The sequence below is a fragment of the Citrobacter braakii genome (assembly GCF_009648935.1).
In the GTDB taxonomy this organism is placed as follows: Bacteria; Pseudomonadota; Gammaproteobacteria; order Enterobacterales; family Enterobacteriaceae; genus Citrobacter; species Citrobacter braakii.
In genome coordinates this window covers 3443861-3470655 of sequence record NZ_CP045771.1, presented here as the reverse complement: position 1 = coordinate 3470655, position 26795 = coordinate 3443861, and the positions used below count along the sequence as shown (strand labels likewise).

Sequence of the window (26795 nt, the reverse complement as noted above, 5' to 3'; positions counted from 1 at the left end):
ACGTCATTTCCGTTCAGAGCTATTCCTGCTTAACGCGATTGCGGTCGATTCCCGGGAAGTCTACTCTGGTAAACAAATCGTTTTCAGGAGTGAAAGATGTCGTTAACGAATCCATTTTTACACCACAGCACATTGCCGTATCAGGCACCGCAGTTTGATCAGATCGACGTGCAGCATTATCGTCCAGCGTTTGATGAAGGCGTGCGGCAAAAACGCGCCGAGATCGACGCTATTGTGCAAAACTCACAGGTTCCTGATTTTGCTAATACGTTGCTGGCGCTTGAACAAAGCGGGGGGCTGCTCACGCGTGTGACCAGCGTTTTCTTCGCGATGACGGCGGCGCACACCAACGATGAACTACAGCGCCTTGACGAAGAGTTTTCCGCAGAGCTGGCGAACCTTGCCAATGATATTTATCTCAATGGCGCGCTTTTCGCCCGTGTCGAAGCTGTCTGGCAACGGCGTGGTACGTTAAGTCTGGATAGCGAATCAATACGTCTGCTGGAGGTCGTGTATCAGCGTTTTGTACTGGCCGGCGCCCGTCTGAACGAGACCGATAAAGCCAAACTTAAAGCGCTCAATACGGAGTCAGCCACGCTGACCAGCCAGTTCAATCAACGGTTGCTGGCAGCCAACACGTCAGGTGCTATGGTGGTGGATGATATCCGGCATCTGGAGGGGCTGAGCACAGAAGAAATTGCCGTTGCCGCCGAAGCTGCAAGGGCGAAAGGGCTTGAAGCGCGTTGGGTTATCCCGCTATTAAACACAACACAGCAACCGGCGCTTGCGGTTTTACGCGATCGTCAGACCCGCGAAAAACTGTTCACCCGCGCATGGACGCGGGCTGAAAATGATGATGCCAACGATACGCGAGCTATTATTCAGCGACTGGTAGCAATCCGGATGCAGCAGGCGCAACTGCTTGGTTTTGCCAATTACGCAGCCTGGAAAATTGCCGACCAGATGGCAAAAACGCCGGAAGCGGCACTGACATTTATGCGATCTATTGTTCCAGCCGCGCGGGCGCGGGCGTTGGATGAGCAGGCTGAAATCCAGAACGTTATCTTTCAAGAACACGAGTCGTTTAGCGCCGAGGCCTGGGACTGGTCGTTTTATGCCGAGCAGGTCCGTCGTGAGAAATATGACCTTGATGAGGCACAGCTCAAACCTTACTTTGCCCTGGATTCGGTGCTGAACGAGGGCGTTTTCTGGACGGCCAATCAACTCTTTGGCATCAAATTCGTTGAACGATTCGATATTCCGGTTTATCACCCGGATGTTCGGGTATGGGAAATATTCGATCATGATGGCGTAGGATTGGCGCTATTTTACGGTGATTTCTTTGCCCGGGAATCAAAAAGCGGCGGAGCCTGGATGGGCAATTTTGTCGAGCAATCGCTGCTTAACGAAACCAGACCGGTTATTTACAACGTCTGTAATTATCAAAAACCTGCGCAGGATCAGCCTGCATTGCTGCTGTGGGATGATGTTATTACGCTATTTCATGAATTTGGACATACATTGCACGGTCTGTTCGCCACTCAGCGTTATGCCACGCTTTCTGGAACCAACACTCCGCGTGATTTTGTCGAGTTTCCTTCACAGATCAACGAACACTGGGCGAGCCATCCTCAGGTCTTTGCCCGTTTTGCCCGACATGTTGATACCGGGGAGCAAATGCCGCAGGCATTGCGGGATAAAATGCAGCGGGCCAGTCTGTTTAACAAAGGTTACGACATGACCGAACTGCTCAGCGCTGCATTGCTGGATATGCGCTGGCACTCTCTGGAGTTGAGCGAGTCATCTCATCCGGTCGATCAATTTGAACAGCAGGCGCTGGCGGCGGAAGGTTTGGATCTCAAGGCTGTGCCGCCGCGTTATCGCAGCAGTTATTTTGCCCATATCTTCGGTGGCGGTTATGCCGCAGGTTATTATGCCTATCTGTGGACGCAAATGCTGGCCGATGACGGCTATCAGTGGTTCGTAGAGCAGGGCGGATTAACCCGTGAAAACGGACAGAAATTCCGCGAAGCAATTTTGTCCCGCGGAAACAGCACTGATTTAACTGAACTTTATCGCCAGTGGAGCGGGCGTGAACCGCGTATGGAACCCATGCTAGAACATCGTGGCTTGAGCGCTTAAGACTAGTCAGCCAGAAAATTGAACCGGGCGTGGTGCCCGGTTGTTAGCTGGATTTTTTCTTCAGCAAAATGAATCGTTGTTGGGTATTGATGCCTTGCATCTCATAGAGACGCTCGGGTAGGGAGTGCTGCTGGTGAAAGGTCGGCATTGTTTTCCTGTCCTTACGTTACTTGACTGGTTTGCTTTGGGAAGGAAGGTAGGTATTGCCGCAGTTGGGGCAGACTAACGTTATGTTGTTTTTTATTCTCGACAGGCTGTGCATTGACTGGCGGCAGCAGTGAGGACAGGTACTTTTCACTGGTCGTAAAGTACGCATCTTAATATCTTTGAGTATCGACATATTGATTGTCCTTGTGATGGGGTGCTTACCATACACTATGAAGCAATAAATAGCTCATTTTATAACCATTGCGATGACATGGATTACTGTACGGTTTGCAAGAATCTTATGAGCGGCCAACATGTCTTATAGAAAGTAGTTACGTTTCGTTTAACGTTCATTGGGGTTGTCGATGATAGATTAGCCAACTATCCGTTATCTTCGCAGGGAATTGCCAGGTAGCGTATAAAAGCAAAACACAAATCTATCCATGCAAGCATTTACCGCTGGTTTATCCGGCGGTTTTTTTTATCTGTACATCAGGGAAAAGGTGCCGGGAGGGGGAATTCAGGTAAAAAAATGGCCCCTTGTGCAGCTACGCAGCAAGGGGCCGGGTCGGTTCAGGACTATCTCCGTTCATCAATCATCCCATCTGTGGCTAAAATACGCGGCCAGGAAACCGGAAAATAAAATAATTCCCAGAACAGCCATAAAAATATTCATATTACCCAGCATAGTAAATGCTCCTTTATTTGTGAGTTTCCTCTCTTACCTTAAGTTCACCTCGCTTATGACTATAGTAGCAATTCAATCTTAAACAAAGACTGAACTGTGTGATTATTTCGGCGGAAAAGTAAAATTTTGACGTGATTACGTCGGGAAAAATAAATAATAGTGACAAGGCACGGTTATCTGCGAACAAATAACCATGTTTTTATACCGGGGCACGCCGTTATGACCGTGTGTGACAGACACAGATTGTTGCACGTTTATAATGCAGAGTTGTCTCATTGTGGTTCAATGTTTCACGCGATTAATCCTTCTGGCGGCAAAAACTAATACTGATTTTTGTGCCTAAAATTCTAATTCATTGATTTTATATGATGTTTTAATATCTGGCATCGTTTTTGCCTTATCACTTCTGAATACCCTTAATTTGCACCGTTTTGTCTGCCCGGCTGCACCGGAGCTTTCAACAAGACTAATTTCAGGAGTGAAACTATGCAGCGTCGTACATTTTTAAAAGCTTTTGCGCTTTCCGCCTCTGTTGTCGCAATGGGAATGAGTTTTAGTGTTCAGGCGGCCGACACTATTAAGGTTGGCATCATGCATTCGTTATCCGGCACCATGGCTATTTCCGAAACGCCGCTGAAAGATGTGGCGTTGATGACTATTAATGAAATCAATGCGCAGGGCGGTGTATTGGGCAAAAAGCTGGAACCGGTGGTGGTTGACCCGGCTTCGAACTGGCCGTTATTTGCTGAAAAAGCACGTCAGTTACTGAGTCAGGACAAGGTAGCGGCGGTTTTCGGCTGCTGGACATCGGTTTCGCGTAAATCGGTTTTACCGGTATTTGAAGAATTGAACGGTCTGCTGTTTTACCCGGTGCAATATGAAGGTGAGGAGATGTCGCCTAACGTCTTCTATACCGGCGCTGCGCCTAATCAGCAGGCGATCCCGGCGGTTGAGTATCTGATGAGTGAGGACGGCGGCAGCGCTAAGCGCTTCTACCTGCTGGGTACGGACTATGTCTATCCGCGTACGACTAACAAAATTTTACGCGCCTTTTTGCATTCGAAAGGCGTGGCCGATAAAGACATCGAAGAGGTGTATACCCCATTCGGACACAGCGATTACCAGACCATTGTTGCCAGTATTAAAAAATTCGCCGCAGGGGGAAAAACGGCGGTGGTATCGACCATCAACGGGGATTCTAACGTTCCATTCTATAAAGAGTTAGCGAACCAGGGCCTGAAAGCCACGGATGTACCGGTGGTGGCATTCTCTGTGGGGGAGGAGGAGTTGCGCGGTATCGATACTAAACCGCTGGTGGGCAACCTGGCTGCGTGGAACTACTTTGAGTCCGTAGATAATGCGGCCAACAAGAAGTTTGTCGCAGATTACCGGGCGTATGCCAAAGCGCATAAGCTACCGAATGCTGATTCGGTGGTGACCAACGACCCTATGGAAGCCACTTATGTTGGCCTGCATATGTGGGCGCAGGCAGTAGAAAAAGCCGGAACTACCGATGTGGATAAAGTCAGGGCGGCTATGGCAGGACAATCATTCGCGGCACCATCAGGATTTACCCTGACCATGGATGCGACCAACCATCACCTGCATAAACCCGTCATGATTGGCGAGATTGAAGGCAACGGCCAGTTTAACGTGGTGTGGCAAACCGAAGCGCCGGTTCGCGCCCAGCCGTGGAGTCCATATATCGCTGGTAATGATAAAAAATCTGAACAGCCCGTTAAAACCGCCAGCAACTGATCTTACGCCCTCCTGCGGGAGGGCAACGCTTTGGAGAATGCTCATGAAAGCCATGCGCTTTATTCGTGGTGTGTTGTTGCTGACGTGGCTTTTGCCGTGGATAGCGCAGGCCGCAGATGCCGATACCTTTACTGCCGCCAACCGGACTCAGCAGGCCGCCTTACTTGAACAATGGTCGGTAAAACCCGACGTTCAACGCTTGCCGGTGCTCAAAGCGCTGAGTGATGAGAACCTGCTGACAGATAACGCGAAAAACGCGTTTATCATGAACGGCTCGCACGTACAACCGCTAGGAATGGCGGCAGGTCCGAACGGCGAGCTAAAAAAAATCCGCCTGACTAACCGCCTGCGTAATCTGGTTGCCGGAACCTTGGCCGTCCACCAGCTATTAAGTGACAGTGTCACGAAAAGGGGCGGGGCAGCGCGTACATTACAGCGTGAGGCCCAGCCGGGGATGCTGCCGTTTTTGCAGCAACGACTGGCCCAGGAGCCCGATGCTGACGTGAAATCTTTACTGGCTATTGCACTGGCAAACCTGCAACTGACCAGCACCTCGCCTGAGATCAGACGTCAGGCAATCGAACTGCTAGGGGCGTCGAACGATCCTGAAACCCAGGCACGCCTGCAGCCATTCACCCATGCTGAACATGAACCTGATGCCCGCGTTCGTGCTGCCGCTGACGAAAGCCTGAATTCCATCGCGCATCGCATGAAGGTTGGCGATCTTCTTGGACAGGCATTTATGGGATTGTCGCTGGGCTCCATTTTGCTGCTGGCGGCATTGGGTCTGGCGATAACCTACGGCTTACTTGGCGTCATTAATATGGCGCATGGTGAGATGTTAATGCTCGGCGCTTACGGTACCTGGATGGTGCAACAGCTGATGGGCCAGTTTTTCCCGCAATGGTTGGCCTGGTATCCGGTTATTGCGCTTCCGGTCGCCTTTTTGCTTACCGCTGGGGTTGGAATGCTACTTGAGCGCGGAGTGATCCGCCATTTATACGGGCGTCCGCTCGAAACCCTGCTGGCAACGTGGGGGATCAGCCTGATGCTTATCCAGTTGGTGCGTATGTCCTTCGGCGCGCAAAACCTTGAAGTCGCTAATCCGGAATGGCTTTCCGGGGGCATTCAGGTTTATGCCAATCTGATTTTGCCGTGGAACCGAATTGTGGTGTTTGGCTTTGCCATTCTGGTGCTGTTCTTCACCTGGCTGTTGTTGAATAAAACCCGTCTCGGACTGCGCGTACGTGCGGTGACGCAAAATCGCAATATGGCGGCCTGCTGCGGCGTACCTACCGGACGAGTGGATATGCTGGCCTTTGGTCTTGGTTCAGGGATTGCCGGACTGGGGGGCGTAGCGCTCTCGCAGTTAGGCAACGTAGGACCGGAGCTGGGGCAAAGCTACATTATCGATTCGTTTCTGGTGGTGGTGCTGGGCGGCGTGGGACAACTCGCGGGGAGTGTAGCCGCTGCGTTTGGGCTTGGGATCTTCAACAAAATTCTTGAGCCTCAGGTGGGAGCGGTTCTCGGTAAGATTATGATTCTGGTGCTGATTATTTTGTTTATTCAGAAACGTCCTCAGGGGCTGTTCGCGTTGAAAGGGAGGGTTATTGACTGATGACGATGCCAATGACATTAACGCTGGCGCGTAAAGCGCCACGCGCGACACGCGTCCTGGGGCTGGGTTTACTGCTGGCGCTGATTATTCTGCCGTTTCTGGCGCTGTTACCTGCGGATCATCCGCTGGCCATATCGGTGTGGACATTGACTCTGGCCGGGAAAATTCTCTGCTATGCCATTGTGGCGGTGGCGCTGGATCTGGTGTGGGGCTATGCGGGAATGCTCTCGCTGGGCCACGGTATTTTCTTTGCGCTGGGGGGATATGCGATGGGAATGTACCTGATGCGCCAGGCTTCCGGCGAAGGATTACCGGCCTTTATGTCGTTTCTGTCGTGGACCGAGCTGCCCTGGTTTTGGTGGGGAACGCAGCATTTTATCTGGGCGATGTTGCTGGTTGTGCTGGTGCCGGGCCTGCTGGCGCTGGTATTTGGCTGGTTTGCCTTCCGTTCAAAAATCAAAGGGGTCTATTTCTCCATCATGACTCAGGCCCTGACTTTCGCCGGAATGTTACTGTTTTTCCGCAACGAAACCGGCTTTGGGGGAAATAACGGTTTTACCGGCTTTACCACCATTCTGGGATTTCCGGTGACCGCGACCTCAACCCGTATCGCGCTGTTTCTGGCGACGGTCATGCTGCTGGTGCTGGCAATATGGCTGGGACTGGCGCTGGCCCGCAGTAAGTTTGGTCGAATTCTCACTGCCGTGCGCGACGCCGAGAACCGACTGATGTTCTGTGGTTACGATCCGAAAGGTTTCAAGCTGCTGGTGTGGACGCTTTCCGCCGTGCTGTGCGGCCTGGCGGGGGCGTTGTATGTTCCGCAGGTGGGAATCATTAACCCCAGCGAAATGTCGCCGACCAACTCGATAGAAGCGGCGATTTGGGTTGCCCTCGGCGGGCGTGGAACCCTGATTGGCCCGGTATTTGGCGCCGTACTGGTGAACGGCGCTAAAAGCCTGTTTACCGTCATTATGCCGGAATACTGGCAGCTGTTTCTTGGCCTGATCTTTATTGGCGTTACGCTGTTTTTACCTCGTGGTGTGATGGGTCTGTTTCGCAAGGGAGACAAATAATGCAGCCAGATGAAGGGCTTTTTACTCGCCAGATGCCAGGCGATCGGTTTCGCAACCAAACGGACCCGGTGCTCCAGTTGGAAAAAATTAACGTTAACTTCGATGGCTTCCAGGCGTTAACGGATCTCACGCTCAATATTGGCGTTGGGGAGCTGCGTTGCATCATTGGTCCCAACGGTGCCGGAAAAACGACGCTAATGGATGTTATTACCGGTAAAACCAGGCCGCAAAGTGGTCGGGCGATATACGATCAGTCGACCGATTTAACAACGCTGGACCCCATCGCCATTGCACGTCAGGGGATTGGGCGGAAATTTCAGAAACCCACGGTATTTGAAGCGTTAACGGTGGAGGAGAATCTGGAGCTGGCGCTGAAAAGCGATAAATCTGTCTGGGGCTCTTTACGGGCGCGCCTCACCGGCGAACAACGGGATCGTATAGATGAAATACTGGTGCTGTTGCGGCTGGGCAACGAGCGGGCCCGCCGCGCCGGGCTGCTTTCTCACGGGCAAAAACAGTTTCTCGAAATTGGCATGCTGTTGGTACAGGAGCCGCATTTACTGCTGCTGGATGAACCCGCGGCGGGCATGACGGATGCGGAGACGGAATACACTGCGGAGCTGTTTCGTAAGCTTGCCGGGAAGCACTCGCTGATGGTTGTTGAGCACGATATGGGATTTGTCGAAACCATTGCCGATCGCGTCACGGTCTTACACCAGGGACGCGTTCTGGCTCAGGGAAGTCTGCGCGAAGTGCAGGCCAACGAGCAGGTTATTGAAGTTTATCTCGGGCGTTAAGGAGCACAGATGTTGCAGGTGAAAGAACTGAATCAATATTATGGTGGCAGCCATATTCTGCGAGGTGTGAACTTTGAGGCGCATATCGGCGAGGTGACATGTCTGCTGGGGCGTAACGGCGTGGGGAAAACGACGCTTCTTAAGTGCCTGATGGGGCTTATTCCTGCCCGCAGTGGGAGTGTGCTCTGGCAGGAGAAAAATGTCACTCACTGGAAGCCGCATCAGCGGGTCAGGGCCGGTGTGGCGTATGTACCACAGGGTCGCGATATTTTCCCGCGACTGACGGTAGAAGAGAACCTGCTGCTCGGCCTTTCCCGTTTTTCAGCACAGGAGGCCAGACGAGTGCCGGATGATATCTATGCGCTCTTTCCAGTGCTACAGGAGATGAAACATCGGCGGGGCGGAGATTTGTCCGGCGGGCAACAACAGCAACTGGCGATTGGACGAGCACTGGCCAGTCGCCCGCAGTTGTTGATCCTCGATGAGCCCACGGAGGGGATCCAGCCGTCAGTGATTAAAGAAATTGGGCAGGTGATTTCTCAACTGGCGCACCGGGGTGACATGGCCATTTTGCTGGTGGAGCAGTTCTATGATTTTGCGCAGCAACTGGCCGACAAATACTTACTCATGTCGCGAGGCAGCATTATTCAAAGCGGTGACGGTAAAAATATGGAATCCGAAGGCGTTCGAGGGCTGGTCGCCATTTGAGATTCGCGACAGAGCGGCTTTGGCTCTGTCGCGATCATCATTAGCAGACCGCCGTCTGGCCCCAGGGTTTGGCGCGCATGCCTTTTATCATTAGCGCCCAGGCAAGAACGATCGCCACCATCAGCGCCACAAACAGCGACCACGGCGGCAATGTGGTTAAAATGACGCCGCTGACTAATGGGTTTACCGCTGCGCCCAACCAGCCTAACGACTGGGCGGAAAAATAGCTGGCTTTCATTCCTGCAGGCGCGATGTTGTCGATGAGCATGTATTCACCCGGTGCGTAAATGACTTCGCCGATAGTGAAAAAGGCCGCAGAAATGCCCCATAACACCAGGTTGTTGCCGGAGAAGGTGAAGCCAACCAGACCGACCACAAAGAACAGCGTGCCTACAGTCATTAGCGGGCGGATATTAGTGGCGGTGAGCCTGCGCCCGAGGGCATATTGCAGTGATACCACAATGGCGGCGTTAACAGGCAGGACGACTGCCACCACTTTCTCGGCAAAATCTCCGTCTGCAACCACCATAACGTATTGCGAAATACAGGACGCGAAGGCACCACCAACGAATGACGCCAAAAATGCTGACAGCGTAAACCAGAATAATGCTCTGTCGCGCAGCAGTACCGAGGGGGACCAAACTGCCGCGTTCAAACCTTCTGATGCTGCTGGTGAACGTTTTACCCAGGTCTGGATAAATACCAGAGGGAGTGCTGAACATGCAGCAGCGAGCCAGAACGGCAGGTTAATGCTTTGCATCACCAGTAGCGTACCCAGCGGTGGGCCTACGGTCCAGCCGATGTTCAGCACGGTATAGTTAAGCGAGAAAATTTTAGTTTTGTTGGTCGCCGAGAGATTATCGGCAAACCAGGCTTTCAGCACCGTGGCGAAGACGGAGTAGGCGCAGTTGATCAGGGCAAAGAGCAAAACCACTACCACTACGTTATGCACCAGTGGAATAGCAATAAAGCCAGAGGCAAAGCCGCAGATAGCCAGCAGCATATAGCGTTTTTTATCAAACTTGTCGGCCAGAATACCAAAGCCAAGGCTGAACACGACGCCAATGGTCAGTGCGACCGTCATCGCATAACCGATCAGGTCGACGCTCAGATTGTACTGTCGGCTGAGGTAGATCGTCATAAAGGGCAGCGTGGCGCCACGCCCAATCGTTAATAACAATGATGACGCGAGTAACGCGAGAGTGGACCTTCTCAGAGAGATATTCATTTTCCTGCCCGACAATGCATGTTGTTATGTTTTTTTTAGATATCAGAAACAAATAGCATGCTAAAAGTGTGATGTACACTCAATAAGTTGTCCGAAAATGCCCTGTGTGGCCTACCTGAATTAATGATCTGTTACGGCACAACGATTTCCGTTACTTTAATTTGTTTACAAAAATTTAATATTCGCAGGGGCGGTGGTATGTCGCGTAAAGACGGGTTATTAGCGTTACTGGTCGTTGTGGTTTGGGGGCTGAACTTTGTCGTCATCAAAGTGGGGCTGCACAATATGCCACCGTTAATGCTGGCAGGGTTGCGTTTTTTACTGGTGGCATTTCCGGCGATTTTTTTTGTTGCCCGGCCGAAAATTCCGCTTTCACTGCTGCTCGGCTATGGGCTGACCATCAGTTTTGGGCAGTTTGCGTTTCTCTTTAGCGCCATCAAATTCGGTATGCCTGCCGGGTTAGCTTCTTTGGTATTACAGGCTCAGGCGTTTTTCACCATCATTCTGGGGGCATTCGCCTTTGGTGAACGTCTGCAAGGTAAACAACGGGTAGGAATTGCGCTGGCCATATTTGGCGTGCTGGTGCTGATTGAGGCCAGTCTGAACGGACAGCATGTTGGCATGCTCGGTTTTATGCTGACGCTGGCGGCGGCGCTAAGCTGGGCCAGCGGTAATATCTTTAATAAAAAAATCATGCAGCATACGTCACGCCCGGCGGTGATGTCGTTGGTGGTATGGAGTGCGTTGATTCCTGTTGTCCCATTCTTCCTCGCCTCAATACTTCTCGATGGCCCAACGCAAATTATCCAAAGTCTGGTGACGATAGATATGACCACCATTCTGTCACTGGTTTATCTGGCGTTCGTGGCGACCATTGTGGGTTATGGCATCTGGGGATCTTTACTCGGGCGTTATGAAACCTGGCGTGTCGCGCCGTTGTCGCTGTTGGTGCCGGTTGTTGGACTGGCGAGTGCAGCCGTGCTGCTGGATGAAACGCTTACCGGATTACAACTGCTCGGTGCGCTGCTGATCATGGCAGGATTGTACATCAATGTGTTTGGCTTTCGGTTGCGTAAGACTGCGCAGGCGAGAGGGTAAAAAAAGCCCCGCAGTGACGGGGCAAAAAAATTACAGGTTGCGCATATTGTAATAAGGCACACCTAATTCGTCGGATTTGTCGCTGCCTGCACCCATATGATTAAAATCGAACGGGGACCGATCGTGCGCAGGCGGCATAATCATCGCGTCACGACTGTTTTGTGTGGCAGGTTGCGCGGTCTGTTCCGCCATGCTCTGGCCCGAAACAACATACAGCAGGGCCAGCATCGCATAAGACAGAAGTTTCATGATTTCCTCGGTTACGTCGTTAACTGGCGATTAGCAATTACATTGATTGAGTGGCAGCAAATAGCGTGATTCGCCGTGCATATTCGTCATACGGTATTTATGCGGCGGAACATCAAAATAGTTTTTGAATGTCCGGGTCAGCGTTTGCTGGGACTCAAAACCGTAACGCTCCGCCAGATAAAGGATCGGCTCGTTACTCTCTTTTAATTTTTGCGCTATTTCAGTCATTTTACGGCTACGGATGTATTGACCCAGTGAATGACCGGTTTCTTTTTTAAACATCCGTTGCAGGTGCCATTTGGAGTAACCTGAACGCTCTGACACCTTTTCCAGCGAGAGCGGCGATTCAAGGTTATTTTCGATCCAGTCCAAAATGCTATGAATAGTGATTGTGTCAGTATTGCGTCTGGACATCGTCATACCTCTTTCTGTTTACGGCAGGATTTTCTTCAGCAAATGCTCAAGCGTGGTCACTTCATCCGCCGTTAAGTTTTTTGTTAGTTCCTGGTGCAGGTCTTGCCCTACTAATTGATGACACTGCTCGCAAATTGCCGCGCCATGCTCGGTGAGTTTCACCAGCACGCCTCGCTTGTCATGTGGATTCGGAAGCCTTTCTATCCAGCCTTTACAGGCCAGCCTGTCCAGCATCCGCGTCAGGGCGCCGAGATCGACAGACAGCACTTTTTTCAATTCGACAGGGGTAATACACACCGCGCAACGGATGGAGCAGAGCACCTTGAACTGTGATGCCGTGATATCCAGCGGAGACAGATAGTCGTTTAGCAAACGATCTTTTTTCTGATTAACCATGTAGATCAAACGACCCAGTGGGATGATTTCGTTAAACAGATCACTGGTGCTTTTCACAATGGTTGCCCTGGCAAGTAGTTAGTCACGGCTGATATTATTGCTTAGGCAAATATAAGTCAAATGAATGGGTCAGCAAATGCCACGTTTTGCTAAATAATCAGACTCAATTTCTGGCGAGTGGAATTTTAACGGTTTGAAAATTATGGTTTATACGTGCGGGTGAAAAATGAATCCTTACACCGCGAAAATGGCTTATCTCCCGGATTTCACCGTATACTTGCCGTTGACGATTAACGCACAGGAAAGATGACATTATGATGGACTTGTTTAAAGCAATAGGACTGGGGCTGGTAGTCCTGTTACCGTTGGCAAACCCGTTAACCACCGTGGCGTTGTTCCTCGGCCTTGCCGGCAACATGAACAGCGCAGAGCGTAACCGTCAGTCACTCATGGCGTCCGTTTACGTGTTTGCCATCATGATGGTGGCGTATTATGCCGGACAATTGGTGATGAATACCTTCGGGATTTCGATTCCCGGGTTACGTATCGCGGGTGGGTTAATCGTTGCGTTTATCGGCTTTCGAATGTTGTTTCCACAGCAGAAGGCACATGACTCTCCGGAAGCGAGAAGCAAATCAGAAGAACTGGAAGATGAACCGACGGCGAATATTGCATTTGTTCCGCTGGCCATGCCAAGCACCGCGGGTCCGGGTACGATTGCAATGATCATCAGCTCGGCGTCCACCGTGCGTCATGGGGCTGAGTTTCCGGACTGGGTGATAATGGTCGCACCGCCGATTATTTTTGCCGTGGTCGGGGTTATCCTGTGGGGCTGTTTGCGCAGTTCTGGCGGAATTATGCGCCTGGTCGGCAAAGGCGGTATTGAGGCGATCTCCCGACTGATGGGCTTCCTGCTGGTATGTATGGGCGTGCAGTTTATTATTAACGGCGTGCTGGAAATCATTAAAACTTACGCTTAAAACAACGTGCCCGGTATTGTCTACCGGGCACGTTTTTATGAATGCTGAGGCTGCTCTTCCAGTGATACTGGCCATTTACGGAAGATAATCACCGACCATATGAACGCCACAACCGCAGGCACTGCACCTACGTAACCAATCGTAGACATTGACCAGTGCAGACTCACCTGATTTCCCACCAGCGCGCCAGCGCCTATCCCAATATTAAAGATACCTGAGAAAAGGGCCATTGCGACGTCGGTGGCATCCGGGGCCAGCGCCAGCACTTTGACCTGCATACCCAGGCCTATCAACATAATGGCGATGCCCCAGAATATACTCAGGACGGCCAGATGCATTTCGCTGTCCGCTGCGGGCAGTAACAGCACCAGGCACACCGTCAGCAGGGCAATGGCGCTACTAATCAATACGGAAGCATGTTGGTTACCCAGCTTGCCAAAAATGACGCTACCGACAATACCCGCGCCACCCAGAACCAGCAGCAGCACGGTGGCAAAGTTTGCGCTCAGCCCGGCGATGGTCTGTACAAACGGTTCGATATAGCTGTAGGCCGTGTAATGCGCGGTGACCACAATCACCGTCAGCAGATACAGGCTCATCAATGCCGGACGGCGGAATAAAACCGGCAGGCTTTTTAATGAACCGGAATGCTCACTGGGTAATTTTGGCAGGAGCTTAATCAAGCAAAGTAGGGTAACTAACGCCCCCATACCGATGGCGAAGAAGGTGGTACGCCAGCCAAAATACTGACCAACGATGCGCCCGATAGGCAGGCCCAACACCATCGCCAGCGCGGTGCCGGTCGCAATCAGGCTGAGAGCCTGCGCGCGTTTCCCGGCAGGAGCCAGGCGAATCGCCAGCGATGCGGTGATCGACCAGAAAATAGCGTGGGCAAAAGCAATACCAATACGGCTGATCACCAGCACGGTAAAATTCCATGCCAGGAAAGAGAGAACGTGGCTGGCGATAAAAACGACAAACAGGCAGATCAGAAGTTTGCGGCGTTCTACCTGGCTGGTAAGCAGCATGAAAGGCAGCGACATCAGGGCGACAACCCAGGCGTAGATCGTCAGCATGATCCCGACCTGAGCGGTCTGCATATTAAAACTTTGTGCGATGTCGGATAACAAACCGACAGGGACAAACTCAGTGGTATTGAAAATAAAACCGGCAATGGCAAGCGTAACTACCCGAAGCCACGCGACCTTGCGGGAAACAGTGTCTGTTGTCATATCAATTAGGTGGATTAGCTGCGAAAAGGTAAGGCCACGATCTTAAAACTTTTGCTGGCTAAAATACAATCATTTCGTGATGCAGATCTCATTTCATTGACTGGGTAGCAAAATTGACTGCCGAACATTCCGCGTAATTTTAACTGTTTCATTATTAATGAAATTCCGGGCGTGTGAATTCACCCGCAACGCTATTTATGGCGTTGTTTGAGAATCGCGAATTATTCCGCGCTTTTCGACAACTGAGGGTTCAATACCTCAATAAACGCTTCCAGTTGCCTTGTCATTGCGCCTCTGCGCCAGACCAGCCACGTATTCAGCCAGCGCCAGTTTTCGCTTAGCGGCCAGGCGTGGACCTGATGGTGTCCTGGCATGCTCTCCAGCATCGAACGCGGGATCAGCGCGATACCCGCACCGGCAATGACGCAAGCCAGCATGCCGTGATACGACTCCATTTCATGAATGGTGCCAGGCATTGCGCGATCGGCATGAAACCAGCTTTCAAAATGGCGACGATAGGAACAGTTGGCGCGAAAGGCGTAAATGCTGCAACCGTTAACGTCGCTGGCCCGCTGGATAGGGGGATGACCGTGCGGAGTGACTATCATCATCTCTTCACGGTAGACCGGCATTCCGTCAAGACCTGGATGAGTAATTGGGCCGTCGACAAAGGCGGCGTTCAGCGTCCCGTCGAGCACGCCGTCCAGCATCGTGCCTGAAGGACCTGTCGCCAGTGCAAACTGAATTTTGGGGTAACGCTGATTGTATTCAGCCAGCGTGGCGGGGATCCGCACAGCGGCAGTACTCTCGAGCGAGCCAAGAGAGAACAACCCCTGCGGTTCATCGCCGGCGACGACCATTCTCGCCTCGTCAACCAGGGCGAGGATCCGCTGGCTGTAGCGTAAAAAATTGTGCCCGGACGGGGAAAGCCGCAAACGCTGATTTTCACGAATAAACAGATCGACGCCAAGGTCGGCTTCAAGCTGGCGAATACGAGTGGTGAGATTGGATGGCACGCGATGCACCTTCGCGGCGGCCTGCGTAATACTGCCTGTCTCCGCGACGGCGTTGAACATTTCCAGTTGCGTCAGATCCATAATATTCTCTGTTCGTGAATGGTGTGGTTAATATTATTCATTTTTCAGAAAGAGTAAATATGCGCATGATATGACCATACCCTGCGATAAAGAGAGGCACTTATGACTATCACAGCAGCAACACATGCGATTTCCGTTAACCCTACCAACGGTGAAAGGTTGGCGGCAATGCCGTGGGCCAGTACTGAAGAGATTGCACATGCGCTGAGCCTTGCCGCAAATGGCTACAGTGAATGGAAACACACTGCCGTTGAGCACCGTGCGCAAACGCTGCGTCATATCGGGCAGGCTCTGCGTCATCGCGCCGAAGAGATGGCGCAGTGTATCTCACGTGAAATGGGGAAACCCATCAAGCAGGCGCGTGGTGAAGTTGCCAAATCAGCCGCATTGTGTGACTGGTACGCCGAACATGGACCGGCGATGCTCAACCCGGAACCTACGCTGGTGGAGAACAACCAGGCGGTGATTGAGTATCGCCCCGTTGGAACTATTCTGGCGATCATGCCGTGGAACTTCCCGCTCTGGCAGGTACTTCGCGGCGCCATTCCAATTCTGCTGGCCGGAAATGGCTATCTGTTAAAGCATGCGCCAAACGTAACCGGCTGTGCTGCGATTATCGCGCAGGTTTTTGCTGATGCGGGCGTTCCCGCGGGTGTTTATGGTTGGGTGAATGCCGATAACGCCGGGGTAAGTCAGATGATCAATGACCCGCGTATTGCGGCGGTAACGGTGACGGGCAGCGTGCGAGCCGGTGCGGCGATTGGTGCTCAGGCGGGTGCGGCGCTGAAAAAATGCGTGCTTGAACTGGGGGGTTCCGATCCGTTTATTGTCCTTAATGATGCTGACCTCGATCTGGCCGTTAAGGCGGCGGTCGCCGGTCGTTATCAGAACACCGGACAGGTTTGTGCGGCAGCAAAGCGCTTTATTATCGAAGAAGGAATTGCGGCAGAATTTACGGCTCGTTTTGTGGCGGCCGCGAGCGCGCTCAAAATGGGCGACCCGCTGAACGAAGAAAACGATCTGGGTCCGATGGCAAGATTTGATCTGCGCGATGAGCTGCATCAGCAGGTCGAAGCCTCCCTTGCCGAAGGCGCGCGGTTACTTCTCGGCGGGGAAAAAATCGCGGGTCAGGGCAATTACTATGCCGTGACGGTTCTGGGTGATGTCACCCCGGAGATGACGGCTTTTCGTCAGGAGCTGTTTGGCCCGGTTGCAGCGATTACCGTTGCAAAGAATGCGGAACATGCTTTAGCGCTGGCTAATGACAGTGATTTCGGCTTATCAGCCACGGTGTTCACCGCGGATGAAGCTCTGGCGCAGAAGATGGCGTCACGCCTGGAGTGTGGGGGCGTATTTATCAATGGTTACAGCGCCAGCGATGCCCGCGTTGCTTTTGGCGGCGTGAAGAAAAGTGGTTTTGGCCGCGAGCTTTCACACTTTGGTCTGCATGAGTTTTGTAATGTACAGACCATCTGGAAAAACCGCCTCTGATGGAGTGGGTGCCTCCGATGGGGGCACCGGCCTTAATTCTGCAATGTTTCTGTCTACGGCATGAATCTCACCCGCTCATGCAGACCGTGGCCAGATTCCGCCTTCCGGCCTGACGCTGCGTATTCAGCTCTGTTATACTCGCAGGCCTTTCATACCTGCGAGCAAGGAGCATGTTGTGGCCAGGGCCATGGACAATTCAATTTTAGAGACCATTGTGCAGCAGGTTCGTCCGCTGATTGGTCAGGGTAAAGTCGCTGATTACATTCCTGCCTTAGCTTCTGTCGACGGTTCAAAACTGGGTATTGCTATTTGCACCGTCGATGGACAGCACTATCAGGCGGGGGATGCGCAAGAGCGCTTTTCTATTCAGTCAATTTCAAAGGTGCTCAGTCTGGTCGTGGCGATGCGTCACTATCAGGAAGATGAGATCTGGCAACGCGTCGGCAAGGATCCTTCCGGGCATCCTTTTAATTCCCTGGTGCAGTTGGAAATGGAGCAAGGCATCCCACGCAATCCCTTTATCAACGCCGGGGCGCTGGTGGTTTGCGATATGCTGCAAGGACGTCTGAGCGCACCGCGTCAACGGATGCTGGAAGTGGTACGGGCGCTAAGCGGCGTTTCGGATATCGCCTATGATGCGACGGTGGCGCGTTCTGAGTTTGAGCACTCGGCGCGTAACGCGGCTATTGCCTGGCTAATGAAGTCCTTTGGCAATTTTCACCATGACGTGACCACCGTTTTGCAAAATTACTTTCACTACTGCGCACTGAAAATGAGCTGTGTAGAGCTGGCCCGCACGTTCGTCTTTCTGGCGAATCAGGGACATGCTTTTCATCTTGCAGAGCCCGTGGTGACGCCTATGCAAGCCCGGCAGATCAACGCGCTGATGGCGACCAGTGGCATGTATCAGAACGCAGGGGAATTTGCCTGGCGAGTGGGCTTACCGGCGAAATCTGGTGTGGGGGGCGGTATCGTGGCTATCGTGCCTCACGAGATGGCGATTGCCGTCTGGAGTCCGGAACTGGATGCGGCGGGAAATTCGCTGGCGGGTATCGCCGTGCTGGAGCAACTAACGCAACAACTGGGGCGCTCGGTTTACTGATGAACACGCTCGATCCTCTTTTTGCCCGGCTGGCGAAATCAACGTTTCGCTCGCGGTTTCGCCTTGGCCAGAAAGAAAGGCAGTATTGTCTGGATAAAGGCGCGCCGGTTATCGAACAACACGCCACGGATTTTATTGCCAAACGGCTGGCGCCCGCGTTTCCTGCCAATGACGGTAAGCAGACACCCATGCGCGGGCATCCGGTATTTATCGCTCAACATGCTACGGCGACCTGTTGTCGGGGATGTCTGGCGAAATGGCATGATATCCCTCAGGGGGTGGCGTTAAACGATGAACAGCAGCGTTACGTTGTCACGGTTATCTATCACTGGCTAGTGATCCAGATGAACAAGCCATAGATAACATAATCCTATGATATGACTCCTTGTGTTGTGTAATTGTTAAAAGCAGTATGAAGGGGTCATTCTAAGGAGAAAAAAATGGCTTCCTGTAAACCCTGCTTTGTGCTGAGCGCGGCCCAGATTCTGTCGAGAATCGGTGAGTTCAGCGATATCCTTGAAACATGCGTCAATGATGGCGCCTCTGTCAGCTTTATGCTCCCTTTTAGTGGTGATAAATCACGGCCTTTCTGGATAAGTGTCGCGCAAAGCGTTGACCGTGGAGAAAGGATTGTTCTGGGTACGCAGAACGCACAGGGGGTGCTTGTCGGTACCGTCCAGCTCATTATCGATCAACCCGAAAACCAACCTCATCGTGCTGATGTCGCCAAGCTGCTGGTTCACCCCTCAGCGCGGCGCGGTGGTGTTGCCCGGACGTTGATGAACGAACTCGAAAACTGCGCGCGTCAGCAAGGGAAAACGCTGCTGGTGCTTGATACAGCGACGGGCAGCAGCGCTGAGTTGTTCTACCACAATTGTGGATGGCAAAAAGTAGGGGTGATACCGGACTATGCAAAAATGCCTGACGGGAAGCTGACCGGGACCACACTTTTCTACAAAACTCTCTAATTTGTCGCCGGGGATTGATCAAAACAGGGTTTCAATGTATTAAAGTTTGCTAACCTATTGGACCAATTCAATCAGGTTGTATGACTAATTAAAAAGGGAACCCATTGTGCAAACACTAAATCGTCGCGATTTCCCCGGTGCTCAGTATCCTGAACGCATTATTCAGTTTGGTGAAGGAAACTTCCTGCGCGCCTTTGTTGACTGGCAAGTCGATTTGCTGAACGAACATACCGATCTGAACGCTGGTGTAGTCATTGTTCGTCCCATCGAAAGTACCTTCCCGCCATCGCTGAGTACGCAGGATGGTCTTTATACCACCATCATTCGTGGTTTGAATGAGAAGGGCGAGGCCGTAAGCGATGCCCGTTTGATCCGTTCGGTTAACCGTGAAATCAGCGTCTATAGCGAATACGATGAGTTTCTGAAGCTGGCGCATAATCCAGATATGCGTTTTGTGTTCTCCAACACGACTGAAGCGGGCATCAGCTACCACGCGGGCGATAAGTTTGAGGATGCACCGGCGGTGAGTTATCCGGCTAAACTGACCCGACTGTTGTTCGAACGCTTCAGCCATTTTAATGGTGCGTCGGATAAAGGCTGGATTATCATTCCTTGCGAACTGATTGATTACAATGGTGATGCGCTGCGTGAACTGGTCCTGCGCTACGCTCAGGAGTGGGCGCTGCCGGAGGCATTTATTCAGTGGCTGGATCAGGCCAACGCATTTTGCTCCACGCTGGTGGACCGCATAGTTACCGGTTATCCGCGTGACGAAGTGGAGAAACTGGAAGCTGAGTTGGGCTATCACGATGCCTTCCTCGACACTGCAGAACACTTCTATCTGTTTGTCATTCAAGGACCGAAGTCATTAGCTGCAGAACTGCGTCTGGATAAATATCCGCTCAATGTCCTGATTGTTGATGACATCAAACCGTACAAAGAACGGAAAGTGGCGATTCTCAACGGCGCACACACCGCACTGGTTCCCGTTGCCTGGCAGGCAGGGCTGGACACCGTGGGTGAGGCGATGAATGACGCAGAGATTTGCGCCTTCGTTGAAAAAGCAATTTATGAAGAGATCATTCCGGTACTGGATTTACCCCGCGATGAGCTGGCGTCTTTCGCCAGCGCGGTGACCGGTCGATTCTGCAATCCGTACATCAAGCATCAGTTGCTGTCGATTGCCCTGAACGGCATGACTAAATTCCGTACCCGTATTTTGCCGCAGCTGCTGGCAGGGCAACAGGCCAGCGGTAAACTGCCGGCGCGCCTGACGTTTGCGCTTGCCGCGCTGATTGCTTTCTATCGTGGAGAGCGTAACGGTGAGGCTTATCCGGTCCAGGATGATGCGCACTGGGTGGCACGTTTTCAACAGCTGTGGTCCCAGCATCATGACCGCCAGATAAGCACCGAAGAGTTAGTCAAATCGGTACTGGGCGTTAAAGAACACTGGGAACAGGATCTGACTCAGGTTTCCGGACTCGTGGAGCAGGTTTCAGCCGATCTGGATACCATTCTGGCCAAAGGCATGCGTGAAGCCGTTAAGCCATTGTGCTAAGAAGACAACCCGGCTCAGGCCGGGTTTTTTATAGAACATTCCTTAGTTACAACATACTATTGTTTATTAATGACTACACCGTTCTGTAACTCCGCTGCGCGGTGGTTCTGGCAGAGCAACAGTTGTTTTGTTAATGTTGCGATTAACTTGCAACATTGATCATGATCGCGTCTAATGTGATGGATTTCACACTTTCCCGAAGAAAACCATGATCGTTCGCCCCCAACAACACTGGCTACGCCTGATATTCGTTTGGCATGGGTCGGTATTATCCAAAATCTTTTCACGACTGCTGCTGAACTTCCTGCTCTCCATCGCCGTTATTATCATGCTTCCGTGGTATACGATGCTGGGAATCAAATTCACCCTGGCGCCATTCAGCATTCTCGGCGTGGCGATTGCAATCTTTTTAGGTTTTCGCAATAACGCCTGTTACTCACGTTACGTTGAGGCCCGACACCTGTGGGGGCAGTTGATGATTGCTTCCCGATCGCTACTGCGTGAGGTAAAAACCACCTTACCGGACGACGCCGAATTAGGGCAGTTTGTTCGTCTGCAAATCGCGTTTGCCCACTGTTTACGCATGACTTTACGTCGAAAGCCACAGGCAGAGCCGTTGGCGAAGTACCTCAGCGAGAAAGATCTGCAGACGGTATTTGCCTCACAATCTCCAGCAAACCGCATTTTGTTGTTAATGGGAGAGTGGTTGGCCGTGCGCAGGCGTGATGAGCAACTGTCAGACATATTATTTCATAGTTTAAACAATAGGTTAAACGATATGTCTGCGGTACTGGCTGGTTGTGAGCGGATTGCGAATACACCGGTCCCGTTTGCTTATACTTTGATCCTTCATCGCACGGTATACCTGTTTTGTATCATGCTGCCATTCGCGTTAGTGGTGGATCTGCACTACATGACACCGTTTATCTCGGTGCTTATTTCCTATACATTTATCTCGCTCGACACGCTTGCAGAAGAGCTTGAAGATCCGTTTGGCACAGAGAACAATGATCTGCCGCTGGATGCGATTTGCAATGCGATCGAAATCGATTTGCTGCAGATGAACGATGAAACAAATGTGCCAGCAAAACACATGCCTGATAAGCATTACCAACTAACTTAGTTACGTTCGTTTTGCCACCAGGCTGGCTGCATATCGGAAAACGAATGAAACTCTGGTGCCAGGTCTTCATCGTTAGGATCATCAAAAGCCCCGGCTAAAAGTGCAATTACCGGGGCGTCATCAATAGCGCCCACGGAACTGCCGCACTGAGGGCAAAAGGCTCGACAACTCGTTTCTGATGAGCGCCAGGTTGTCGGTTTGCCGGCTTTTCCCGTCCATTCTACATTTTCTGCATCAAACTCAATCCAGACGACGGTCGGTGCGCCCGTATGTTTCCGGCATATATCGCAGGAGCAGGTATGGGAATTATTAGGACTGCTGGCCGTGAAGCGGATCGAACCACAAAGACACCCACCAATGTAGACTTTAGACATAACAACTCCCATCGGAAACACGTGGCAAGACACTAGCAGATGCCTCGCATTGTCACTAGATCCTTATGTTAAAAAGGCGAGGGCGCTCATAGGCGATCCTCTATTCCTGTGATCTATCTGATGATAAATGCTTAATTATTGCGGCGCGCAACAATAAACAATCGGGGAAACGCCAGTAAAATTTTGCCATTTTCCTGCAGTGGATATTGCTCCTGAAGTAGTTCGTGGTAGCGCGCCAGATACTGACGTTGCTCACTTTCTCTCAAATCCTGCAACCAGGGGCGCAGGCCTGTAGAACTTACCCAGTCGATAATTGCTTGATGAGAATCCATAATGTGATAATACGTGGTGCGCCAGATATCCACCTCACAGCCAGTTTCGGTCAAAATATCATAGTAGGCATGTACGCCAGAAAGTGGCGCACGACCCCGGTCCGGGAAACCCTGTTCATAAGCCACTTCGCGCATCAGAACATGCGTGGGTTCCAGCCAGTTATCCGGCATTTGCACGGACAGAACGCCGTTGCGACCCAGCAGCGATACCAGGTTCGGCAATAGTTCATAGTGATCGGGTACCCATTGTAAAGACGCATTTGCGTAAAGCAGATCCACAGGATGCTCGGGCTGGAACTGACTGATATCCGCTTCAATAAAATGGCATTGCGGTAATGCGTTGCGCGCTTCATTCAGCATGGCGGGTGAGGAATCAACCCCGGTTATTACAGCCGAAGGCCAGCGCTGATGCAGTAATGCCGTGCTGTTTCCCGGACCACAGCCAAGATCAACAACTGAACGAATACTCTCTAACGCCACTCTGTTGAGTAATTCCGCTGCGGGTCTTGAACGTTCAGTTTCATATTGCAGATAAAGCGAAGGGTTCCAGTCAGCCATGAATGAATCTCCAGTATGAGAGAAAAAGGCAGAAAGGACCGCATAAGTCCTTGCCGGTGAGCCATTTCATTTAGAAGATTATATGATAATGAAGGATAAGGGCAGAAATATGCCAGGAAGACAGATTGGCATGTCTGTGGTTTGCCTGCGTGAACTACAGTTATCAATTTTGATGTTCAGTGAGTGATGTGGCGCAGGTCGAAAATGGTTAGCGCTGGTAACGGCATTTGAAAAGAGGTTTGGCCATCATTATCGAGCAGCACAAGGATTACCATAAAGCATCAGATTCTACCTTACTCAACACTAGTGCGCATAATGTATATTATGTTAAATGCAATTTGGTATTTGATGGATGCTTAGTTCATAGCCCTTAGCTGACGCCGTTCCATCAAATCCCTACCCTTCCCTTATCTGCTACGGTAACAAGTTTTCGTCAGATGACCCCGAATGCAGATCCCTCTTTAGCCATTCTCAGTTTGGCGGTTCCGGTTGGTACACAGTGATGAAAAACGATAAGGTCAGAGCTGTTGTCGCCTTCGAGTCAGGAAGCCAGGAAGCGGTTTTTTTCATTCCTGGAAAAGCTCCCCCTGCTAATCCTGACTGAAAACTGCTGGACATGACTGTCTGCCTTGAGCAAAAGCAGACAGTCACTTTGATTTTCTACCGTAAATTTTTTCTTTTTTTATAATCAATGTATCGGGCTAGATATTTTTGTAACAACTTTATAAGTTAAAGATCTGCCGCAATAACAGATTCCTTTATTTATAATTAGAGGTTTGCAACGTTGTGATAGACTTTTTGAACATCATCGTCATCTTCAAGGGCATCTACGAGTCCTGCAAAGATTTCTAAATCTTCTGGTGAAAGTTCAACTTCTGATTGAGCAATCATTTCTAATTCTGTTGTTGAGAATTCAGTAATCCCTGCGGCTTTCAGGGCTGCAATTCCTTTATGAAGGTCTGTAGATTCAGTATAAATAACGATGTTTCCCTCTTCTTCGGTTACATCGCGAACATCTACATCAGCATTAAGCAAAATTTCAAAAATATGGTCAGGATCTGTTCCTGCAAATACAATCACCCCGGTATTGTCAAACATATAGCTGACAGCACCTGCCGCTCCGATATTCCCGCCTTTTTTATTGAAAATTGAGCGGACATTAGCAATCGTACGGTTAACATTTGACGTCAACGTTTCAGCGATAATCAGTGAACCACTTGGACCAAAGCCTTCATAACGCCCTTGCACGAACGTTTCATCGCTGCCGCCTTTGGCTTTATCAATTGCTTTATCAATAACGTGTTTAGGAACCTGTGCTTGTTTCGCACGTTCAATAACGAATTTTAAAGCTGAGTTTGATTCTGGGTCTGGTTCACCTTGTTTGGCAGCAGCATAGATTTCTACACCGAATTTTGCATATATATTAGACGTTGCACCGTCTTTAGCAGTTTTTTTAGCAACAATATTTGCCCATTTACGTCCCACTGGAATAGTCTCCTCAGAAATTCATTTACATTACACGCAGATTAATAACCTGCAAATTTTTCCGCAATATTATATCATGATATGTAAACTCTCGTCCATGAAAAACAAAATATCCATGTTTTACTAAATGTTACTTTAATTTTATCAATGGTTAACATTATGGATATGTTATTTTCGGTTTTTTTTGGATCTTTTGTTTTTTTAATTTTAATAGTCGAATGACAGCAATAATACATAAATAAAGAGAAACTGAAGTAACAATCCAGGTATAAATACCCACTTAAGATTAATGAACGCATCTAATCCAGATCTTTTCTTCAGCAATGTCTGGCTGATGTTTACTTCTTAATCATGAAAGCCTGAGGAACAGATGCCATTGCTGGTCGCCCCGCTTTCTTGTAACCTTCTTCCCGTTGCACTACTGACAAAATCTGGAACCACTGAACTGGACTTCATATGAATGCTCATATTTCTAAAGACCCTTTACATGGCGTAACGCTTGAAATGCAGGTTAATGCACTGGTTGATCGTTATGGTTGGGCTGAGCTGGCGCAACGCATTAATATCAACTGTTTTAAAAATGAGCCGAGCGTTAAATCCAGTTTGAAGTTTCTGCGCCGCACGCCGTGGGCGCGGGCAGAAGTTGAAGCGCTGTACCTGGATTCTCTGCATGACCTGGCCTCAAATAACACCACCGAACCGGCGTTCGATCCCTGGGCTAACAGCCGCAACAAGAAGAATTAAGAGCAAAATCTGATGTCAGCATCCGGTTTTATTTCAGCAAATTATCAAAAAAAACTGGCGAATATTCTCGCCCGTTCCCGAGCCAGGCTGCCGCGAACCAACATGAAATGGTTCGCGCTGCTCGTAGGCAGTATGTTGCTACTTGGCAGCTGTTCTTCACAGCCGCCAGGTTCAAAAATCACCCCACTACCCCCGGTAGGCAAACCGCAGCAGAGCAAGGAGCCGGTGCGCGGTATCTGGTTGGCAACGGTTTCGCGTCTTGACTGGCCGCCGATTTCATCCGTCAACATCAGCTCGCCTGCCGTTCGTATCAGCCAGCAGCAAAAGGCGCTGACGGACAAGCTGGATAACCTGAAACGTCTTGGTATTAACACCGTTTTTTTCCAGGTGAAGCCCGATGCCACTGCGTTGTGGCATTCTACAATCTTGCCGTGGTCAGATACCCTGACCGGTAAGATTGGTCAGGATCCGGGTTACGATCCGTTACGGTTTATGCTCGATGAAGCGCATAAACGCGGAATGAAAGTCCATGCCTGGTTTAACCCCTACCGCGTGTCCGTTAACACTAAACCTGCGACGGTTACCGAATTAAATAACACGCTGTCACAGACGCCTTCCAGCGTTTATGTCCTGCATCGGGACTGGATCCGTACCTCGGGCGAGCGTTTTGTGTTAGATCCCGGTATTCCCGAAGTGCGTGACTGGATAACCAGTATCGTGGCGGAAGTGGTTGAGAATTACCCGGTTGACGGCGTGCAATTCGATGATTACTTCTATACCGAGTCTCCCGGCTCTGCGCTCAACGACAGCCAGACCTTCAGAAGATACGGCCAGGGATTTGTCTCCAAAGCTGACTGGCGGCGCGATAACACGCAACGCCTGATCGCTCAGGTTTCACGAACCATCAAGAAACTCAAACCTGAAGTTGAATTTGGCGTCAGCCCTGCGGGCGTGTGGCGCAACCGTTCGCACGATCCGGCGGGCTCCGACACGCGCGGCGCGGCAGCCTATGATGAATCGTATGCGGACACCCGCCGCTGGGTGCAACAAGGCTTGCTGGACTACATCGCCCCGCAGCTGTACTGGCCTTTTGCCCGCGACGCGGCGCGTTACGATGTGTTGGCGAAATGGTGGGCAGATGTCGTCAAATCAACCAACACCCGCCTGTATATTGGGGTGGCGTTGTACAAAGTCGGTGAGCCGTCGCGAAAAGAACCTGACTGGACGGTCAAAGGCGGCGTGCCGGAGCTGAAAAAACAGCTCGATCTGAACGAGTCTGAACCGCACATTAACGGCACAATTTTGTTTCGCGAAGATTACCTTAATCAGCCGCAAACGCAGGAAGCCGTGACCTATATTCGCAGTCGTTGGGGGCGTTAATGGTCGTCCGTATTGGATTTATAACGCAAGAGCGTCCGGTAATACGGACGCTCTT

Annotated in this window: 27 protein-coding genes and 1 pseudogene; 17 read left to right on the top strand and 11 right to left on the bottom strand. The window is 51.0% G+C overall.

The window, feature by feature from the left end; all coding sequences use genetic code 11:
- The first annotated feature begins 96 nt into the window (after window positions 1–96).
- On the top strand, window positions 97–2142 hold the full coding sequence (gene dcp / locus GFC06_RS16180; RefSeq protein ID WP_049281789.1) for a peptidyl-dipeptidase Dcp: 2046 nt from the start codon (window positions 97–99) through the stop codon (window positions 2140–2142).
- Between the two features lie 166 nt (window positions 2143–2308).
- Here the strand turns inward: dcp and GFC06_RS23560 are convergent, their stop codons facing one another.
- Both GFC06_RS23560 and mgtS read right to left on the bottom strand, forming a co-directional pair.
- The gene (locus GFC06_RS23560; RefSeq protein ID WP_213083734.1) at window positions 2309–2482 is read right to left on the bottom strand and encodes a YnfU family zinc-binding protein; all 174 of its coding nucleotides are present in this window, start codon (window positions 2480–2482) and stop codon (window positions 2309–2311) included.
- 399 nt (window positions 2483–2881) lie between these two features.
- Window positions 2882–2977, bottom strand: coding sequence for a protein MgtS (mgtS, locus tag GFC06_RS16175; RefSeq protein WP_003032406.1), 96 nt, complete (start codon window positions 2975–2977; stop codon window positions 2882–2884).
- A gap of 486 nt (window positions 2978–3463) precedes the next feature.
- On the opposite strand from mgtS, the gene urtA reads away from it, so the two are divergent.
- Genes urtA through urtE form a run of 5 tightly spaced genes read left to right on the top strand, consistent with a single transcriptional unit; the run spans window position 3464 to window position 8931 of the window.
- On the top strand, window positions 3464–4735 hold the full coding sequence (urtA, locus tag GFC06_RS16170; protein WP_016156478.1) for an urea ABC transporter substrate-binding protein: 1272 nt from the start codon (window positions 3464–3466) through the stop codon (window positions 4733–4735).
- A 43-nt stretch (window positions 4736–4778) separates the two neighbouring features.
- Entirely contained in the window at window positions 4779–6353 is a 1575-nt protein-coding gene (gene urtB / locus GFC06_RS16165) for an urea ABC transporter permease subunit UrtB (RefSeq protein ID WP_153690374.1), read from the top strand.
- A complete protein-coding gene (gene urtC / locus GFC06_RS16160) occupies window positions 6353–7426 on the top strand; it encodes an urea ABC transporter permease subunit UrtC (protein ID WP_016153066.1) in 1074 nt (357 codons plus the stop codon). Before urtB ends, urtC begins: the two co-directional genes overlap by 1 nt.
- Window positions 7426–8223, top strand: coding sequence for an urea ABC transporter ATP-binding protein UrtD (urtD, locus tag GFC06_RS16155; protein ID WP_153690373.1), 798 nt, complete (start codon window positions 7426–7428; stop codon window positions 8221–8223). Before urtC ends, urtD begins: the two co-directional genes overlap by 1 nt.
- A 9-nt stretch (window positions 8224–8232) precedes the next feature.
- Entirely contained in the window at window positions 8233–8931 is a 699-nt protein-coding gene (gene urtE / locus GFC06_RS16150; RefSeq protein WP_131405910.1) for an urea ABC transporter ATP-binding subunit UrtE, read from the top strand.
- Between the two features lie 40 nt (window positions 8932–8971).
- Here the strand turns inward: urtE and ydeE are convergent, their stop codons facing one another.
- Window positions 8972–10159, bottom strand: coding sequence for an efflux MFS transporter YdeE (gene ydeE / locus GFC06_RS16145; RefSeq protein ID WP_047359042.1), 1188 nt, complete (start codon window positions 10157–10159; stop codon window positions 8972–8974).
- Window positions 10160–10357: 198 nt separating this feature from the next.
- On the opposite strand from ydeE, the gene eamA reads away from it, so the two are divergent.
- Complete coding sequence (gene eamA / locus GFC06_RS16140) at window positions 10358–11257, top strand: O-acetylserine/cysteine exporter (protein WP_019076776.1); 900 nt, start codon at window positions 10358–10360, stop codon at window positions 11255–11257.
- A 30-nt stretch (window positions 11258–11287) separates the two neighbouring features.
- On the opposite strand, the gene marB is transcribed toward eamA, so the two are convergent.
- From marB to marR, 3 genes are read right to left on the bottom strand one after another with little or no spacing between them, the layout of a single operon-like run.
- Entirely contained in the window at window positions 11288–11506 is a 219-nt protein-coding gene (marB, locus tag GFC06_RS16135; protein ID WP_016153071.1) for a multiple antibiotic resistance protein MarB, read from the bottom strand.
- A gap of 30 nt (window positions 11507–11536) precedes the next feature.
- Complete coding sequence (marA, locus tag GFC06_RS16130; RefSeq protein ID WP_003032424.1) at window positions 11537–11920, bottom strand: MDR efflux pump AcrAB transcriptional activator MarA; 384 nt, start codon at window positions 11918–11920, stop codon at window positions 11537–11539.
- Window positions 11921–11938: 18 nt separating this feature from the next.
- Complete coding sequence (gene marR / locus GFC06_RS16125; protein WP_016156485.1) at window positions 11939–12373, bottom strand: multiple antibiotic resistance transcriptional regulator MarR; 435 nt, start codon at window positions 12371–12373, stop codon at window positions 11939–11941.
- Window positions 12374–12630: 257 nt separating this feature from the next.
- On the opposite strand from marR, the gene GFC06_RS16120 reads away from it, so the two are divergent.
- Window positions 12631–13296: a MarC family NAAT transporter gene (locus tag GFC06_RS16120; protein WP_016153073.1), complete on the top strand. Its 666-nt coding sequence runs from the start codon at window positions 12631–12633 to the stop codon at window positions 13294–13296.
- Window positions 13297–13331: 35 nt separating this feature from the next.
- Here the strand turns inward: GFC06_RS16120 and GFC06_RS16115 are convergent, their stop codons facing one another.
- Together GFC06_RS16115 and ptrR are read right to left on the bottom strand one after the other, a co-directional pair.
- Entirely contained in the window at window positions 13332–14528 is a 1197-nt protein-coding gene (locus GFC06_RS16115) for a sugar transporter (RefSeq protein ID WP_153690372.1), read from the bottom strand.
- Window positions 14529–14749: 221 nt separating this feature from the next.
- Window positions 14750–15625 carry a putrescine utilization regulator PtrR gene (gene ptrR / locus GFC06_RS16110; RefSeq protein WP_153690371.1) on the bottom strand — a complete coding sequence of 292 codons (876 nt, stop codon included), beginning with the start codon at window positions 15623–15625 and terminating at the stop codon, window positions 14750–14752.
- A gap of 102 nt (window positions 15626–15727) precedes the next feature.
- On the opposite strand from ptrR, the gene sad reads away from it, so the two are divergent.
- The 6 genes from sad to GFC06_RS16080 all read left to right on the top strand — a co-directional run bounded on the left by sad (window position 15728) and on the right by GFC06_RS16080 (window position 21867).
- On the top strand, window positions 15728–17116 hold the full coding sequence (gene sad / locus GFC06_RS16105; RefSeq protein ID WP_153690370.1) for a succinate-semialdehyde dehydrogenase: 1389 nt from the start codon (window positions 15728–15730) through the stop codon (window positions 17114–17116).
- 175 nt (window positions 17117–17291) lie between these two features.
- Entirely contained in the window at window positions 17292–18218 is a 927-nt protein-coding gene (gene glsB / locus GFC06_RS16100; protein ID WP_016153077.1) for a glutaminase B, read from the top strand.
- Window positions 18218–18577, top strand: a complete 360-nt coding sequence (locus tag GFC06_RS16095) for a DUF4186 domain-containing protein (RefSeq protein WP_016153078.1) — start codon at window positions 18218–18220, stop codon at window positions 18575–18577. The genes glsB and GFC06_RS16095 overlap by 1 nt, the downstream gene beginning before the upstream one ends.
- A gap of 81 nt (window positions 18578–18658) precedes the next feature.
- Entirely contained in the window at window positions 18659–19186 is a 528-nt protein-coding gene (locus tag GFC06_RS16090) for a GNAT family N-acetyltransferase (protein WP_153690369.1), read from the top strand.
- Between the two features lie 106 nt (window positions 19187–19292).
- Window positions 19293–20744, top strand: coding sequence for a tagaturonate reductase (locus GFC06_RS16085; protein ID WP_016156489.1), 1452 nt, complete (start codon window positions 19293–19295; stop codon window positions 20742–20744).
- A gap of 208 nt (window positions 20745–20952) precedes the next feature.
- The gene (locus tag GFC06_RS16080; RefSeq protein ID WP_088582962.1) at window positions 20953–21867 is read left to right on the top strand and encodes a bestrophin family protein; all 915 of its coding nucleotides are present in this window, start codon (window positions 20953–20955) and stop codon (window positions 21865–21867) included.
- Here GFC06_RS16080 and GFC06_RS16075 read toward each other — a convergent pair.
- Together GFC06_RS16075 and tam are read right to left on the bottom strand one after the other, a co-directional pair.
- Window positions 21864–22241: a GFA family protein gene (locus GFC06_RS16075; protein ID WP_016153082.1), complete on the bottom strand. Its 378-nt coding sequence runs from the start codon at window positions 22239–22241 to the stop codon at window positions 21864–21866. The genes GFC06_RS16080 and GFC06_RS16075 overlap by 4 nt on opposite strands.
- 131 nt (window positions 22242–22372) lie before the next feature.
- A complete protein-coding gene (tam, locus tag GFC06_RS16070; RefSeq protein WP_153690368.1) occupies window positions 22373–23131 on the bottom strand; it encodes a trans-aconitate 2-methyltransferase in 759 nt (252 codons plus the stop codon).
- A gap of 457 nt (window positions 23132–23588) precedes the next feature.
- Between tam and GFC06_RS23555 the strand changes: the two are divergent.
- Window positions 23589–23723, top strand: a pseudogene (locus GFC06_RS23555) (alpha/beta hydrolase); the annotation flags it as partial.
- Between the two features lie 176 nt (window positions 23724–23899).
- Here GFC06_RS23555 and GFC06_RS16065 read toward each other — a convergent pair.
- Window positions 23900–24616 carry a YebC/PmpR family DNA-binding transcriptional regulator gene (locus tag GFC06_RS16065; protein WP_016153084.1) on the bottom strand — a complete coding sequence of 239 codons (717 nt, stop codon included), beginning with the start codon at window positions 24614–24616 and terminating at the stop codon, window positions 23900–23902.
- Window positions 24617–25072: 456 nt separating this feature from the next.
- Between GFC06_RS16065 and GFC06_RS16060 the strand changes: the two genes are divergently transcribed.
- Together GFC06_RS16060 and GFC06_RS16055 are read left to right on the top strand one after the other, a co-directional pair.
- Window positions 25073–25360: a VF530 family protein gene (locus GFC06_RS16060; protein ID WP_016153085.1), complete on the top strand. Its 288-nt coding sequence runs from the start codon at window positions 25073–25075 to the stop codon at window positions 25358–25360.
- Window positions 25361–25372: 12 nt separating this feature from the next.
- On the top strand, window positions 25373–26740 hold the full coding sequence (locus GFC06_RS16055) for a glycoside hydrolase family 10 protein (protein WP_131405916.1): 1368 nt from the start codon (window positions 25373–25375) through the stop codon (window positions 26738–26740).
- Window positions 26741–26795 lie beyond the last annotated feature (55 nt).